Source organism: Rhodococcus sp. PSi06, from assembly GCF_054960675.1.
Genome location: NZ_JBHNYO010000007.1, coordinates 83,108 through 98,053, shown reverse-complemented (window position 1 = coordinate 98,053; position 14,946 = coordinate 83,108). Strand labels below are relative to the sequence as shown.

The following is a 14,946-nucleotide window of genomic DNA, read 5'->3' as shown; positions in this document are numbered from 1 at the left end:
ACCTGGCCGTAGCGACTCCGGACGGCGTCCCGACGTGCCCGGTCCGCCGCGCGGCAGCAGACATTCCGATCCGCCCGGGCGTCGTCCGGTACCTCCTCCCGGTCAGCGTCCTATGCCGCCGCAGGGTCGGCCGTCGATGCCGCCGCCCGGTCAGCGCCCCGGTCCTCCCCCGGGTCAACGGCCCGGTCCTCCTCCCGGTCAGCGCCCCGGGCCTCCCCCCGGTCAGCGCCCGATGCCGCCGCAGGGACGGCCGCCCATGCCGCCGCCCGGTCAGCGTCCGATGCCGCCGCAGGGTCGGCCACCTATGCCGCCGCCCGGTCAGCGTCCCGGACCGGCTACCGGCCGGCGTCCCGCGGCACCGCAGGGTCGGCCCCCTGGCGAGCGTCGCTACGGCGAGCCGCCTGTGCACTCGGCAGTAGGGCCGGCATCCGCCGCGGCCGGAATCACCCGATCGGGATCCGTCCCACCCCCGTACGAACCGAACGATCCATCAGCTCGCTCCTCGGGCAACGAACCGCCCGAGCCGCCCGAAAGAGGTCCCGCCGCGAAAACGAAGAAGAAATCCAAGTGGCGGGTCGTTCGGCGCACGATGTATGCGTTGGTCGCCTTGGGTCTGATCGTGCCGATTCTGGCCTTCATGGTGGCCTACACGCTGGTGGACGTTCCGCGGCCCGGTGACCTCAGAACCAATCAGGTCGCAACCATCTTCGCGTCCGACGGCTCGAGCGTGCTCGGGAAAGTGGTTCCCCCCGAAGGCAACCGGACCGACGTGACGATCGACCAGATTCCGGAGCACGTGCGTAACGCCGTGCTGTCGGCGGAGGATCGCGACTTCTACTCCAACCCCGGTTTCTCGGTGACCGGCTTCGGCCGCGCATTGCGCGACAACGTGCTCGGACGCGACAGCGCCGGAGGCGGTTCGACCATCACCCAGCAGTACGTGAAGAACGCTCTGGTCGGCAACGATCGGACGCTGACACGAAAGATGCGTGAGCTGGTCATTTCCTCGAAGATGGCGCGGCAGTGGTCCAAGGACGACATTCTCGCGGCGTACCTCAACACCATCTACTTCGGCCGCGGTGCGTACGGCATCGCAGCCGCGTCGACGGCATATTTCGGTAAGTCGGTCGATCAGCTCTCGGTCGAAGAAGGCGCTGTGCTGGCGGCGACCATCCAGCAGCCCTCGGGTCTGGATCCGGAATTCAACCCCACTGGCGCGCAGTCGCGCTGGAACTACGTGCTCGACGGCATGGTCTCGCAAGGCCAGTTGGACCAAACCCAGCGAGCCGCGATGCAGTATCCGGCGTGGATTCCCAGCTCTCAGGTGGACTCCGGCGATGCCGACGACGCCGGCCCCAACGGCCTGATCAAAGCCCAGGTGCTGCGTGAGTTGTCCGCTGCCGGGGTCAGTGAGCAGGACCTCAACACCGAAGGTCTGCAGATCACCACGACGATCGATCCGAAGGCACAGGCAGCTGCAGTCGAGGCCGTGGAGAACAACCTCGAGGGCGAACCATCGGAGCTGCGGACGGCGTCGGTGTCGGTCGATCCGCGCTCCGGCGCGGTCCGTTCGTACTACGGCGGCGCGGACGGGCGTGGATTCGATTTCGCGCAATCGGGCCTGCAGACCGGTTCGTCGTTCAAGGTGTTCGGCCTCGCCGCTGCCCTGGACCAGGGCATACCGCTGTCGAAGATGTACGACAGCTCCTCGCTCGAGGTCAACGGCATCCAGATCAGCAACGTCGAGGGCGAGTCCTGTGGAACGTGCACCATCGCCGAGGCCCTCAAGCGGTCGCTCAACACGAGCTTCTATCGCATGATGCTCGGCATGGACAACGGACCGCAGGCCATCGCGGACATGGCCCACAAGCTCGGTATCCCGCAGGAGATCGAGGGCGTCGGCCCCACGTTGACCGAACCCGACAACGCGGGCCCGAACTACGGAATCGTGCTCGGCCAGTACCAGTCTCGGGTCCTCGACATGGCCTCCGCCTACGCCACTCTCGCAGCGTCCGGGGTCTACCACACCCCGCACTTCGTGCAGAAGGTCGTCACGGCGGACGGCACGGTGCTGCTCGATCGTGCACCCGAGGCGGGCCAGCAGGTGGTCTCGGCTGCGGTCGCGGACAACGTGACGTCGGCAATGCGTCCGATTGCCGGATACTCCAACGGCCACAACCTCGCAGGCGGTCGCCAGTCGGCGGCCAAGACCGGTACCGCGCAGCTCGGCGACACCGGACAGAACAAGGACGCCTGGATGGTCGGATACACCCCGTCACTGTCGACCGCGGTGTGGGTCGGGACGGAGCAGGGCCTGCCGCTGGAGAACAGTTACGGCGGTCCGATCTACGGATCGGGCATACCGTCGGACATCTGGAAGGCGACAATCGACGGCACGCTCGAGGGCACCTCCAACGAGACGTTCCCGACGCCGGAGGCCATCGCAGGTCAGGCGGGCGTGCCGCAGTATTCGGCACCGGCTGCCCCGGCCACGACGGTGGCACCGTCCGCTCCGCCGCCGGTGACGTTGCCGATTCCGACGGAGATCTCCCCGCCGGTCGTCATCACGCCGCGACAGGTGGAAATTCTGCCCGGCGTGACGATTCCGCTTCCCGGATTGGCACCGGCCCAGCCGGCACCGGCAGCGCCCGAACCGGCAACACCCGGGCAGTAGCGACCCACCGGTGACGACCGAACCCGATCGCAAGGGTCGCGCACTCGCGAGCCCCGGTCGCCTCGACTCGGCCAGCGCGGCGGGCCGAGATTTGCCCAGGAGCGCAGCGGGCAGAGATCTTCCCAGTCGGACCGATCCGATGGTCGGGGAGCTGTCCTCGGTCGTCGGTGGTCCGGTCGGCCGACATGCCGTGATCGGACGGCAACGATGGTTCACCGCTCTGCGGGTGATCCTGCTGCTGGCGGTGATCTTCCTGTCCTTCGGTTGGTTCGCGAAGGCGGCGTGCATTCAGCAGGCTCCGGTGGGCCCGGGCGGCGAGCTCGGATTGGATTGGAGTGGCAGCCGCCAGTACGTGGCGATGTGCTACTCGGACACTGTGCCGCTCTACGGTGCCGAGCGACTCGACCAAGGCGCGTTCCCGTACAAGAAGTCCTGGGAAGAGACCAAGGCCGACGGCTCGACGCAGGTTCGGTACATGGAGTACCCGGTGCTCGCTGGGCTGTATCAGTACGGCTCGATGGTCGTCGGGAAGATGTGGAACTCGCTGAGTTTCCTTCCCCAGGCCTTGCCCGTCGTCGTGTACTTCAACGTGGTCGCCCTGGGTCTGGCTGTCGCCTGGCTGGTCACCGTGTGGGCCACGGCAATAGCTGCCGGACGTCGGATCTGGGACGCGGCCCTGGTGGCTGCCTCACCGCTGGTGATCGTGCACGGTTTCACCAATTTCGACGCTCTGGCCGCGGCTTTCGCGCTCACCGGTCTGTTGGCATGGGCCAAGAAGCGGCCGGTTCTCGCCGGCATCCTGATCGGTCTGGGCGGTGCCACCAAGCTCTATCCCCTGTTGTTCCTCGGCCCGATGTTGGTGCTGTGCTGGCGGACCGGACGGATGCGGGAGTGGGGTCTGACGGCCGGTGCCGCAATCGGAGCCTGGCTGGCCGTCAATCTTCCTCTGGCGCTGCTGTATCCGTCGGGCTGGTACGAGTTCTTCCGGCTCAATTCCGAGCGCGGAGCCGATCCGGATTCGCTGTACAACGTGGTCACCTCGTTCACCGGCTGGCCCGGGTTCGACGGTCCGCTGTACGCAGGGGCCAAGCCACTGATCCTCAACGCCGTGACGTTGGTGCTGTTCGCCATCGTGTGCGCGGTGATCGCGTACATCGGCACGACTGCCCCTGTGCGGCCGCGGCTCGCGCAGTTGGTGTTCCTGGTGGTGGCCGGATTCCTGCTCACCAACAAGGTGTGGAGCCCGCAGTATTCGCTGTGGCTGGTTCCACTGGCCGTGCTGGCGCTACCGCATCGCCGAATTCTGTTGGCGTGGATGGCAATCGATGCCTTCGTGTGGTTCCCGCGGATGTACTACTACCTGGGCGTGGACAACAAGGGCTTGCCCGAGCAGTGGTTCACCGCGGCTGTCGTGGTGCGCGATATCGCAGTGATCGGATTGTGCGCGTTGATCATTCGACAGATCTACCGCCCGTCCGAGGACCTCACCAGAAACGGCAGCGCCGCCGACCCGCTCGGTGGCGTGCTCGACGGCGCTGCAGATCGGACAGTAGATCGGACCGGGGCCCGCACGGTCACATATAGCGGCCGAGCTGTTTGACGGCTTCACCGGCATGCTTGGCCGCGATGCCGTCGCCGATGGCCTGTAGTTTCCATTCGCTGCCCTGGCGATACACCTTCGCCATCACCAGGCCGGTGAACGGCATGCCGCCCTGCAGGGTGAAACGGGCCAGTTCGGTGTTGGTCGTGTTGTCCACCAGACGGCAGAATGCGTTGGCCACCTGCTCGAACGTCTGGCCGCGGTACGAGGTGACCGTGAAGATGATCGCGGTGACGTGCTGGGGCACCCGCGTGAGGTCGACGACGACGACCTCGTCGTCCCCCTCGCCCTCACCGGTGAGATTGTCGCCCTGGTGCACGATCGAGCCGTCCTTGGCCTTGAGCTGGCCGTAGTAGACGACGTCGTTCACATTGCGGTCGGCGAGCATGATCGCCGACGCGTCCAGGTCGATGTTCGCGGCGCGACCGCCGCCGCCGAACAGGCCACCCTTCTTCGGGGTGGTGACCGGGTCCCAGCCCAGTCCCATCCGAATGACCGTCAGGGCCACGCCGCCGTCCTTGCGGAGCGTGACCTTCTGGCCCTTGGTGAGACTGACGGGCTTGGACTTGGTGAGACTGACTTCCGGTGCCTCGCTGCGAACCGGAGCCGCGGGAGGTGCCGGTGGCGCGGAAGGTGCCAGCGGCGTGGCAGGTGCGGCCGGCGCGGGAGGTGCGGGAGCGGCTGAGGGCGGCGTCGCAGCGGGGGCGTCGTCCACGGATACACCATGATCGGTCACCAGTGCGGCGAATCCACCCGCGTAACCCTGCCCGACGGCGCGAACCTTCCAGCTTCCCTGGCGCCGGTAGATCTCCAGCGCGATGACGATGGATTCGGAGCTCAAGCCGTCGATCGTGTACTCGTACAACACGTTTCCGGCGGTGTCGCTGACCCGCGCGACGGGAGCGGTGGAACGACCGAAGTTGCTCGACGCGTCGTCCAAGGTGATGACCGCGCGGATCTGTTCGATGTCGGTGGGAACGGCGGCGAGCGACACAGCCAGCCGGGCCGGACCTCCCTGGCCGGGCTCGAGCCGCACGCCGGGGCCGGTGGGTTGATTGAAGAACACGAAATCGGCGTCCGTACGCACTTTTCCGGCGTCGGTGACCAGGAGCGCGGAGAGATCGGCTGCAACATCGAGAGCGATGGAGACGACGACGTCGCCGACTGTGAGGGGGCCGTTCTGACCCTTGGACAACGGTTGACCGGCCGGAGCAGACAATGTGGTGGACTCTCTTCTCGAAGTGCTGGTTACCGCCATCCAATGTACTTGTTCGATTTGTCCGGCTGATGGTGCCGAGCGGCATCAGATCTGGCGCAGGGTGAACAGGTCGCCCGGTGTGCAGCCGAGCACCCGGCATACCGCGGTGAGCGTCGAGAATCGGATGGCCTTGGCGCGATCGTTCTTGAGTACCGAGAGGTTCACGACGCTGACGCCGGCCAGACGCGAGAGCTCGGCAAGCGTCATGCCGCGGGCGTCGAGAATATCGCCGAGATGGCAGACGACCAGATGGTCGACGAATTCGTCCGCCATCAGACCAGACCATCGGCATCGCGAGCGAGCTTGGAGCCCTGAGTGATCGTGGCGTAGACGAACTGCAGGAAGGTAGCGACCACTACCGCGATCCACAAGCCGGTGACGGGTCGTGAGGTGTCTATGGTTCGGCTCAGTTCGAGTGCGCCGACGATGCTGTTGGTGCCGAGCATGTTCAGGAAGCCGGTGATGACCGGGTACGCGATGATGCAGACACCGATCATGACGACGTCGTTGCGCGCAGCGTTGGTGAAGGGGTTTCGGTTTATCACGCGGTCGCAGAATCGGTAGAAGAACAGCATGCCCACGAGGATGATCACCAGCCCGACGACGATCGAGCCATATCGCATCACGTCGATGATGCCCATCAGCCGTGCGACTTCGGCTTTCGGGACACTGAGTTCGATCGAGTTTCCCGGTTGCAGCTGGCCCCCGAACAGTTCTACCGGTGCGGTGTTCCGCATGGGTTCGACCGTTGCGAGGACGTAGTCCGACGAATGGTATTTCCACGCCTTCCATCCCGACCACACCACCGCTATGGCCGCGTACAGCGCCATTGCCCATTTGTTGGCTCGTGCCGAGCCGAGTCCGTATGCCATCCCGCCGCCTCCATATCGATAGTCGATAACAACGAATATCGATACCCTATCGCTTATCGATAGGGCGTCAAGGGGTTGGGCATGATCACCGTCGTAGCGCGACCGCCATGTGGTGTCCGATCTCCGACGCCAACCCGGCAGAATCGGCCGGCAGGATGTCGATGGTGTCCTCGGAGTAGACGATGTATCGCCCGTCCCGATCGAAGTCCATCCAGAAGAACGCGACGGCGTCGGTGTCGCGTCGATTGTCGTACGTCTTCCCGCGCGCCACGATGATTTCACCGGCCGCCGAGCGTGGTCGGTGAAAGAAGGCCTGGAACTGCTCGTCGGCGGTGGCGTCACGGGTGGCCGTGGACAGATGCCTTCCCCCGGATGTCGTTGTGGCCCCGGCACGTTCGAGTCGCATGGTCGGTCGTCGGCCCGCCGCGCTGGCCGGCAGGGACCCCAGAACTCGGTCGGGTGCTTGGGCCGGGCTGATCAACTCGATCGTGACGGCACCTCCCGAGGAGGCGTCGGGCCCGGGCTGCTGGGTGAGCACCACGGCAACATCGTGTCGCACCGCTGCATGGGCGCGGACCGTTCCTCGACGGGGATCTGTTGTGTCGCCGCGACATTCGATTCGTACGATCGGGTCGATGAAGGCGCGGACCGCTGTGCCCAGATCGTCGTCTATCAGCGCATCGATTCTCGCCGATGCTTCCCGGCGCATCAGTTGGTACCGATCCTGGGTGTCGACGTCGATGGTGACCGCGAGGGGATAGGGCAGTCGGTCCCGTCCGAATCGACTGCAGAGCATCATGAAATCGATGCCGTCCATGGTCCAGTTCGTCATCCTCAACCGCCGAGTACCGGGGGCGCTACCAGCGGTAGATCACCGATCAACTCACTACCGTTGCTGACGTCCACCAGGTACCCCGGAGTGGCATGGTCGGTGTCGTTGTCGCCGGCTCCTCTGGCACCTCCTGCGCCCATGCCCCCCATTCCGGGTGTGCCGTGCGCCCCTGCCCGTCCGGCTGCCGCTGCGCCACCCGGCCCACCGCTGCCCGGACCACCACTGCCCAATCCACCACTGCCCGATCCGCCACCGGTGGTCCCGTTGCCGCCGATCGGTGAGCCGAGAACGGAGCCGTATCCGGCGTTGCCGTAGCCGCCGCCCGCGCCGCCGCCGTAACCTGCCCCGGCTCCCGCGCCGCCGCCGCCGTAACCCGAGCTGCCGTAATTCGAGCCGTTGTAACCCGAGCCGCCATAGCCGTTGCCGGATCCAGGACCAGCTCCGGAGCCGCCGGTAGTTCCGGGTCCGGACGCCGAAGCGGCACGCGTCTCACCGGTACTGTCGGACGGCGGCAGCGATCTCGCTTGCCCGGACGCCGACTGTTCCGCTCCAGTTCCTGGCCGCCCGGCATCGGCGGGCTCCGCGCCTTCGGGTTGCGTCCGAGCGGCATCGTTGGCGGCCGGCCCCGCATCGACACCCCCGGTGGATCCGCCTCCTCCGCCGCCCGACCCCCAGCTGCCGCCCGACCCCCAGCTGCCGCCCGACCCCCAGCCGGCGGGCGAACCGCCGCCGCCACCACCGTCGGCGACGGGGTTGTGTGCGGCAGGCAGCACCGGCACCTGGGCGTCGGATTGCAGTACCCCGGGAACGTAGACCGATCGCATGACCTGGCGTGCCTGCTCTTCCTGCTCGTCGTGCAGTCGCGCAATTTCCTTGATGGAATCGGCGAACGGCAGGCCACTCGGAAACGACGACTCGAGCATGCTCGCCCCGACGCCGATGTCGACGATCGGAGGGACTGCAGCCCTGGTCTGGGTGAATCCTGCGTGTGCCTCGAGCAGTTTGTTGCTGATCATGGTCATGGCGGTGGACAGCGCGGTGGCCGAGGACGTGTAGTCGCCGATCCCGCCCCGCACGGCGGTGGAGGTGGGCCCGGACCAGCCGGAACTCATCGCGCTCTCGATGCCGTTCCGGAAGCCGTCGGATCCTTCGGTGGCTGCGGCGGCCAAGTCGTTCCAGTTCTGCGACGACGTCGATATCGACCCCGCTGCAAGCGTGTTGACCTTCTGCAGGATCTCCGCGTGCTTCATCACCTCGAACGGCTCGGTGACCACGACTTCGTTCGGTTCGTACTCACCCTCGTACCCGTAGGAACCGTTCTTCTTCGAGAACGTGTTCTCGATCAACGAGTTGACGGCCTCGGGACCGAAGCCGGCTGCAGGACCGTGATCGATGAAGGCCTGCACCTGCTCTTGGAGTTCCTCGTACGGATTCGCCATGCCCACCCCTTGCCACGCGCCTGTCCCCCCGACGACCTGTTAGACGCGGCGCATGGCAGTTCGGTTCCGTAGCCATTCGAGAATTTCCTCGCTGGCCCGCACACCGGAGGAATCGGTGACCACCAACCCGGGGCGGGCGAAACCCAGCAGCTCGAGTTCGCCGTGCCGCGGACGGATCGCCGCGTGTGCCGCGATGAGCATCTCGGCGTCGAGCGCACCGTCACCTGCGGCGAAGATCGGGGCTTCGGCGTCCAGGGTTCCGTCGTCGATCAGCCGGGACTGAACCTCGGCCACCGCGGAACTCTTGCACACCGCGTTGGGCATCGTGTAGATCTTGCGTCCCTGCTGCGAGACGTTCCAGTCCCGCGCGGCACACCACTGCGACCACTCGGAAACGAAATCCTTCGGCACCTGGGCCGTGTTCACCACCAGATAGCAGAACAGACCGTCGGCCTCGCGGTACTTGAGTACCCAGTCCTCGGACACTCGCGATCTCAATTCGGCACCGATCCCGGCGAGGTCCATGTCGAAGCTGTTGCGCCACTGTGTATCCGGCTCACCGTCGACGAGGATGTTGCCGCCGTTGCTGGTGATGGCGTATCGCCACGGGGCTCCTGGGAGCGAGATCCGTTGGAATTGTTCGATGGTACGAGTAGTGGTCGGCACCACGACGACACTCTCGCTCAACTCGCGTAACAGTGAGACGGAACGAGTACTCATGTAGGACAACGGTTTTCCCTCGTACACCTCCACGCATTCGAACCCGTCGTCCAGCGGTACCCCGAGCGCCCCTTCCGAGTAGATCATCGTCCGGTCCAGGTCCACCGCGACCAGAGCGCTCACGACGCGTCCTCGGCGGAGACGTTCTTGATCAGTCCCATGCACGAATAGGCGAGGTCGGGCACCACGTCCACCGGTACTCCCCTGGCGGCGGCGAGCATCCGGATGTGTTCGTGTTCGGGCGCATCGGCGTCGCGCACCAGCACTCGCCACGGAACTCGACGCAGCAGGACCCGGGTGGTTTCACCGACGCCGGGTTTGACGAAATTGACGTGCGAGATGCCGTACTCCGCACGGACTTTCTCCACCGATGCCCAGCCCGACCAGGTGGGGGTTCGGTCGGAGCGGAGTACTGCGGCCACCGAGTCGTCCACCTCGTCGCGGACGTCGCCGAAACGCGCGGCGACGGTGTCGAGCAGGTGGCGGGAGACGTCGTCGGGCGCGAGGTCGACGTAGTACTTCGCGCCGTGAAAGTCCCCTGGTCGGATCAGGCTGTCGTTGAGCACAGTTCGTGAAACCAGGCCGGAGACGGTCGAGTTGAGGCAGGCCGACGCGATGAGGAAGTCGTCTCGCGTGCCGTAGGTGCGTGCGCAGTTGCCCGGATCGGCCAGCACTGCCAGGTCGTCGTCGAACTCCGCCCCTGGGAACGCGCGTAATGCCGCAGTGAGTTCGCGTGCGATGGCTCCCTTGCCGGTCCAGCCGTCGACGAACACCACCGAACGTGGATCGTGATGCTCGGCGAGGTATCGCAGGGCCACCGCGTCGATGCCTCGATCGCGAACGATCGAGACGGCGTAGTGCGGAATGTCGATCCCGTGGGCCGCGAATGCCCAGCGCCGCATCAGGATTCCGACGGGGGTGCCGGCGCGTGCGAGGGAAGCAAGGGTGATGTCGTGTCCGCGCTCGACCAGCACGACCTCGGTGACGGTGCCGACCGCGACCGCCAGCCGTGATGCGCTCTCCTGCAACACCTTCTCGAACAGTTCGCGATAGGCGAGATCCGGTTGGTACTCGACCGGCAGCGATTCGGCGTAATGGGCTGTACCGGCCTGAATCGCCTTCTCGCGCTCGTCGACATCGGCTTCCAGCGACACGGTCGAGAGATCCTTGAGTAACCAGGTGACCTCGTCGGCTGCGTACGAACCGAACTCGGGCCCGCGAAGCGGTCGGGCGCGCCGAGCGACCTCGAGGGCTACCGGGTCTGCACCGGTGACGACGACGAGCACCACGTCGGCACCCGAGGCGGCGAGAGTCTCGGCCGCGGCTGCGAGAGCGTCGGTGTCTGCGGGGGCATCGGCAACCAGCACCAGCGTCGCGTCGTTCGGTGCCGATGCGTTGTAGAGGTATCGCAGTCCTGATTCGTCCTCGGGGGCGGCGAATTCGAAACCGCGCCGCAGTGGGTAGCCGGGTACGTCCAGTACGTACGCCGGTGAACGAGTCGTGGTCTGAAACAGTGCGGTGTGGCCCAGTTCCTGTAGCGCGGCCGCCAGGCGGAGCGGTAGGTACATCAGCTCCTCGTGGCCGATCACCACCACCGATGTCGCGTCGGCCAGCGCAGCATCCACGACCGCTGCCACGGTGTCGATCGCGAGGTCGAAGCCGGCGGTGTCGGAGCGCAGAAAGCCGTGCCGTCCGCCGTCGGGCAGCGTCGCTGGCCACAATGCGTCGACCCGACGCACCGAACCGGGCCGATCGGCAACGGGATTGAACTCCGGATCAGGAAGTGCGAGCACCGTCTCCGTCAGTCCGGAAGCGAGATCGACCGATCCCTGTGCCAGGCTCACGTTGTCGATCCTGATGTCGAGTTCGGCGGCCACCGCTGCGGCAGCAGAGAGATGTTCCTCGGTGCGCATATCGACCAGGGATGCGATCACGTAGTGCGTGCGTCCGGCCGCCGAGTGAATGTGGCGCAACGCATCCAGCGCGGTGGCTCCGGTCGAGATCTCGTCGTCCACCAGAACCATCGGCAGCTCGCCGGCGAGAAGGTCGGGGGAAGTCGGCATCAGCAGGTGGTCGGTGGCGTGGGAGTGACCTTCCTCGAACTCACCGTGGACGGTCATTCCGGGAACGGTGCGGCGGGTCGAGTGCAGGTAGCAGTGTGCACCCAGGGCGTTCGCCACGGTGTGCCCCAATCCGGTTGCGGTCTCGGCGAATCCGAGCACATCGACATCGGACCCGTCCACGGCGGCGGAGACGAGGGTCGCCAGTTCTTTCCCGGCCGCGATGACGACCTCGGGATCGACGGGGATGTGCTTGCCCAGCACGGTCGAGACCAGCAGGTGGGCACGCCGGGGGTTGCGCCGCAGACCGGGCCGAACCAGTTGCGTGGCAGTCCAGGACGACGACGTGCCGGTGTCGGACAGGACGATGCCGTCGGCCGGATTGTGGTTCATCGCTGGGCCAGCGCGGTCAGTAGGTCCACGAATGTAATTCCTTCGTTGGTCACCCCGAAAGCCTTGGCTCGCAGTACCGTCTGCTTCGCCCAATTACGATGTGGGCCCAGTTCGTTCATCTTGTTCCGGTAACCGGACGCCTGTACGCCACCCTGGTCGGATGAGAGGATGTCGAGGGCATCGTGATACTCCTCGTGCGTCACCGCGGACAATGCGTGCACGGCGGGGACGTGCGAGGGATGGATGACGGTCTTGCCCTGGATGCCGTTGGCCCGGTCGAGAGCAACCTCGCGCAACAGGGCGTCGAGGTCACTGCTCACCAGTTGTTGGCGGAAGCGGACGGCGTCCTGGTCGACGAAGGGTGTCTGCCGGAGCAACGGTCGGAACATGCGTTCGTGGTCTGCGAAGTACTCCCACACCGGGCCGGTGATGACGAATCCAGATCCGTCGTTGCGCCCCAAGTGGTTGACGATGGCGCTGATGACGTCGGCGACGACTCGGACGTCGTAGATCGTCAGGTCGCGGTCGCGTCGGATGCCGAAGGTGCCACACATGTCGGTGGCTCCGATCCGTACGGCCAACACCGTGTCGCGGTAGTTCCCGAGTAGTTCCCGGATGGCAACCAGTTCGGTGTCGCGGGTCTCTCGGTGCACCACCTCGGGCGATTCGAGCACGGGCATCGCGAACAGGCGGGTGCCGTGTGCCTGTGACGCAGCGACTATCTCGTCGAGAAAGTCGGCTCCGCGTGCCGCGGTGAACTTCGGCACGACGAACCCCGCGAGTCCACCGGCGCCCCGAGTGAGACCGGCGCAGATGGTTCGGATGTGTTCGGGGGTGCGGGCCCGGACGAACACCAACGAATTCGAACCCGAGAGTTCGTTCAGAGTTCGGATGGCGTTTGCCAACGCGTCGTCCAGATCGTGATCTGCGACAGCGTCTTCCAGATCGATGACGATGGACCGCACACCCTCGTCGGTGCGCTTGTTCACCGTCGCGGTCAGGTCGGGGCGCGTTGCCGGGATATACAGCGTGGCACCGAGAGCTGTTGCCACGACGTCGTTTCCGTCGCTCGTCTCGATGTCCTCCGGTCGCCGGAAGAACACACGTGCACGGGTGTCTGCGTCGAGATGGCGAAAGTGTTGCACCACTGTCCTTCGTGTGAATGTGATCAGTGCGAGCCGCGCATGCGTTCGATCACGCCTGCGATGAAGTCCGAAATGGTATTCAGATCCTGCAGATATGACCAGTAGTCGGGATGGGTTCCCGTCAGGGCCGAGCTCGCCCTGTCGATCCGGGCGAGCTGAGCATCCAACACCGAGCCCCATTCGGCAACCAGGCCGCGATTGATCGCGAGTTGTTGCGCGTCACGCAGTTTGAACCGCACTTTGTTCTCGGTCTCTTTCGGGTCTGCCTTCACCGCGCGCAGCAGCCGAACTCGGTCGGTCACCGCGTCCACCAAGTGCTCTGCGTCGCTCAGGTGGCTTCGCGCCTGGGTCACCAGCTCCAAGGACTGCTCGGGGTTACCGGCGTCGAGGGCCGAACGTGCAGCCCTCAGGTCCTCGTCCGCCTGCTCGATGTGGCGCGCACTGGACCGTTCGTTGCGCGAGAGATCCGCCGAGCTCTTGGCGTTGAATTCGCGAAGCAGGCTGGAGAAGGCAGGGGCGATACCCTCGGATCGTGTTCGGACGGCCTCGATCCTGGTGCGGACGGAGGACAGGGCCGTTCTGGCTTCCTGCAGTCGTCCGGGTGCCGAGTCCACTGCCGCGCGTAGAGCGGCGGCACGTTCGCGAACCTGGGTCGCGTGATCACGCGCGCGCAGTGGATCTCGTTGATTGTTCTTCAATGCTGTTGTCGCAGAATCGAGTTCGTTCCATGCCTGACGGAGCGAGGGATACCCGGCGTACTGCTCGTCGACGGTGGCGCGGGCGGCATCGGCCTCAGCCAACGCATCCTGAACCAATCGCGGGGTGGCCGCGAACTGCGACGAGGCCTGCTCCAGAGTGCCCCGGTGGGCGTCGTAGAACCGGTCGACGGCCGCGCTGGCGTCGTGCAGCAGTCGGGTCGCGTTGTCGAATGCAGATCTGGCGGCAGCGGTGGTGATTCCGTCGAATTGCTCGGTTGCGGCGAGGTACGCGGCTCCGGCATCGAAGCACAGCTTCTCGGTATCGGCCCACCGGCGGGCCAGCCCGTCCTGCGGACGTAGCGCGGTGGAGGCCTCGACGCCGGCGGACGCGATGGACTGTCGCTTGTCCATGTCTAGGAAGGCGGCGACAGCAGTGTCCTGGGAACGACGCGCGGCGGCGTCCGATTCGGAACCTCGGCGAAACACCCCAGGCCAGCGACTTGTCACCTGCTCGATACTACCGACGGGAACCTCCGCATCACCGTGCTCGTTGATCGAGTACGTCCAGAAACCGGACATTCCCACTACGGTTGTACCCGTAACGGGAAACCATTTGCGAAAGGACCTCTCCATGGGCGTCAGCCTCAGCAAGGGTGGCAATGTCTCGCTCACCAAGGCAGCTCCGAACCTGACCGCGGTCGTGGTCGGACTCGGGTGGGACATCCGCACGACGACCGGTACCGACTTCGACCTCGATGCCAGCGCCATCGCGCTGAACTCGACGAAGAAGGCTCTCAGCGACGGACACTTCGTGTTCTTCAACAACTTGAAGTCTCCCGACGGCTCCATCGAGCACACCGGGGACAACACCACCGGCGAAGGCGACGGCGACGACGAGCAGATCAAGGTCGATCTCGCTGCGGTACCGCCGGAGATCGAGACCATCACCTTCCCCGTATCGATCTACGATGCGGACGCTCGCTCGCAGTCGTTCGGTCAGGTGCGTAACGCGTTCATCCGCGTGATCAACCAGGCCGACAACTCCGAGCTCGCGCGCTACGACCTCAGCGAGGACGCCTCCACCGAGACCGCCATGGTCTTCGGTGAGCTGTACCGCAACGGCGCGGAGTGGAAGTTCCGCGCAGTCGGTCAGGGCTACGCATCCGGCCTTGCCGGCATCGCTCGCGACTTCGGAGTAAATGTCTAGTAAAGACACTCCCAAGATTGGGGATACCCCCGCTTCGTCATTCATGAT

12 protein-coding genes are annotated in these 14,946 nt (G+C 65.6%); 3 read left to right on the top strand and 9 right to left on the bottom strand.

Features of this window, described 5'->3' with window-relative positions:
- Nucleotides 1-136 precede the first annotated feature (136 nt).
- Together ACFI9K_RS11180 and ACFI9K_RS11175 are read left to right on the top strand one after the other, a co-directional pair.
- Nucleotides 137-2,674, top strand: coding sequence for a transglycosylase domain-containing protein (locus ACFI9K_RS11180; RefSeq protein ID WP_462663665.1), 2,538 nt, complete (start codon nucleotides 137-139; stop codon nucleotides 2,672-2,674).
- A 139-nt stretch (nucleotides 2,675-2,813) separates the two neighbouring features.
- The gene (locus ACFI9K_RS11175) at nucleotides 2,814-4,274 is read left to right on the top strand and encodes a glycosyltransferase family 87 protein (protein WP_462663664.1); all 1,461 of its coding nucleotides are present in this window, start codon (nucleotides 2,814-2,816) and stop codon (nucleotides 4,272-4,274) included.
- Here ACFI9K_RS11175 and ACFI9K_RS11170 read toward each other — a convergent pair.
- The 9 genes from ACFI9K_RS11170 to ACFI9K_RS11130 all read right to left on the bottom strand — a co-directional run bounded on the left by ACFI9K_RS11170 (nucleotide 4,249) and on the right by ACFI9K_RS11130 (nucleotide 14,102).
- Nucleotides 4,249-5,532, bottom strand: coding sequence for a TerD family protein (locus tag ACFI9K_RS11170; protein ID WP_462663555.1), 1,284 nt, complete (start codon nucleotides 5,530-5,532; stop codon nucleotides 4,249-4,251). The two genes, ACFI9K_RS11175 and ACFI9K_RS11170, sit on opposite strands and share 26 nt — an antisense overlap.
- 45 nt (nucleotides 5,533-5,577) lie before the next feature.
- The gene (locus ACFI9K_RS11165) at nucleotides 5,578-5,805 is read right to left on the bottom strand and encodes a helix-turn-helix domain-containing protein (protein WP_462663554.1); all 228 of its coding nucleotides are present in this window, start codon (nucleotides 5,803-5,805) and stop codon (nucleotides 5,578-5,580) included.
- Entirely contained in the window at nucleotides 5,805-6,404 is a 600-nt protein-coding gene (locus tag ACFI9K_RS11160) for a hypothetical protein (RefSeq protein WP_462663553.1), read from the bottom strand. Before ACFI9K_RS11160 ends, ACFI9K_RS11165 begins: the two co-directional genes overlap by 1 nt.
- A gap of 85 nt (nucleotides 6,405-6,489) precedes the next feature.
- Nucleotides 6,490-7,236: an ESX secretion-associated protein EspG gene (locus ACFI9K_RS11155; protein ID WP_462663552.1), complete on the bottom strand. Its 747-nt coding sequence runs from the start codon at nucleotides 7,234-7,236 to the stop codon at nucleotides 6,490-6,492.
- A gap of 2 nt (nucleotides 7,237-7,238) precedes the next feature.
- Nucleotides 7,239-8,675 (bottom strand): WXG100 family type VII secretion target, encoded by a 1,437-nt coding sequence (locus tag ACFI9K_RS11150; RefSeq protein ID WP_462663551.1) that lies wholly within the window; start codon nucleotides 8,673-8,675, stop codon nucleotides 7,239-7,241.
- A 39-nt stretch (nucleotides 8,676-8,714) separates the two neighbouring features.
- Complete coding sequence (locus ACFI9K_RS11145) at nucleotides 8,715-9,518, bottom strand: HAD family hydrolase (protein ID WP_462663550.1); 804 nt, start codon at nucleotides 9,516-9,518, stop codon at nucleotides 8,715-8,717.
- Complete coding sequence (locus ACFI9K_RS11140; RefSeq protein ID WP_462663549.1) at nucleotides 9,515-11,848, bottom strand: phosphoribosyltransferase; 2,334 nt, start codon at nucleotides 11,846-11,848, stop codon at nucleotides 9,515-9,517. Before ACFI9K_RS11140 ends, ACFI9K_RS11145 begins: the two co-directional genes overlap by 4 nt.
- Entirely contained in the window at nucleotides 11,845-12,993 is a 1,149-nt protein-coding gene (locus ACFI9K_RS11135; RefSeq protein WP_462663548.1) for an HpcH/HpaI aldolase/citrate lyase family protein, read from the bottom strand. The genes ACFI9K_RS11140 and ACFI9K_RS11135 overlap by 4 nt, the downstream gene beginning before the upstream one ends.
- Before the next feature lie 23 nt (nucleotides 12,994-13,016).
- Nucleotides 13,017-14,102 (bottom strand): hypothetical protein, encoded by a 1,086-nt coding sequence (locus tag ACFI9K_RS11130; protein WP_462663663.1) that lies wholly within the window; start codon nucleotides 14,100-14,102, stop codon nucleotides 13,017-13,019.
- Nucleotides 14,103-14,322: 220 nt separating this feature from the next.
- On the opposite strand from ACFI9K_RS11130, the gene ACFI9K_RS11125 reads away from it, so the two are divergent.
- Nucleotides 14,323-14,898, top strand: a complete 576-nt coding sequence (locus tag ACFI9K_RS11125) for a TerD family protein (protein WP_027495074.1) — start codon at nucleotides 14,323-14,325, stop codon at nucleotides 14,896-14,898.
- The last annotated feature ends 48 nt before the right edge of the window (nucleotides 14,899-14,946 follow it).

Coding starts and splice junctions, on each gene's coding strand:
- ACFI9K_RS11180 (WP_462663665.1), top strand. CDS start 137: ATGCCGCCGCCCGGTCAGCGCCCCGGTCCTCCCCCGGGTCAACGGCCC.
- ACFI9K_RS11175 (WP_462663664.1), top strand. CDS start 2,814: ATGGTCGGGGAGCTGTCCTCGGTCGTCGGTGGTCCGGTCGGCCGACAT.
- ACFI9K_RS11170 (WP_462663555.1), bottom strand. CDS start 5,532: ATGGCGGTAACCAGCACTTCGAGAAGAGAGTCCACCACATTGTCTGCT.
- ACFI9K_RS11165 (WP_462663554.1), bottom strand. CDS start 5,805: ATGGCGGACGAATTCGTCGACCATCTGGTCGTCTGCCATCTCGGCGAT.
- ACFI9K_RS11160 (WP_462663553.1), bottom strand. CDS start 6,404: ATGGCATACGGACTCGGCTCGGCACGAGCCAACAAATGGGCAATGGCG.
- ACFI9K_RS11155 (WP_462663552.1), bottom strand. CDS start 7,236: ATGACGAACTGGACCATGGACGGCATCGATTTCATGATGCTCTGCAGT.
- ACFI9K_RS11150 (WP_462663551.1), bottom strand. CDS start 8,675: ATGGCGAATCCGTACGAGGAACTCCAAGAGCAGGTGCAGGCCTTCATC.
- ACFI9K_RS11140 (WP_462663549.1), bottom strand. CDS start 11,848: ATGAACCACAATCCGGCCGACGGCATCGTCCTGTCCGACACCGGCACG.
- ACFI9K_RS11130 (WP_462663663.1), bottom strand. CDS start 14,102: ATGGACAAGCGACAGTCCATCGCGTCCGCCGGCGTCGAGGCCTCCACC.
- ACFI9K_RS11125 (WP_027495074.1), top strand. CDS start 14,323: ATGGGCGTCAGCCTCAGCAAGGGTGGCAATGTCTCGCTCACCAAGGCA.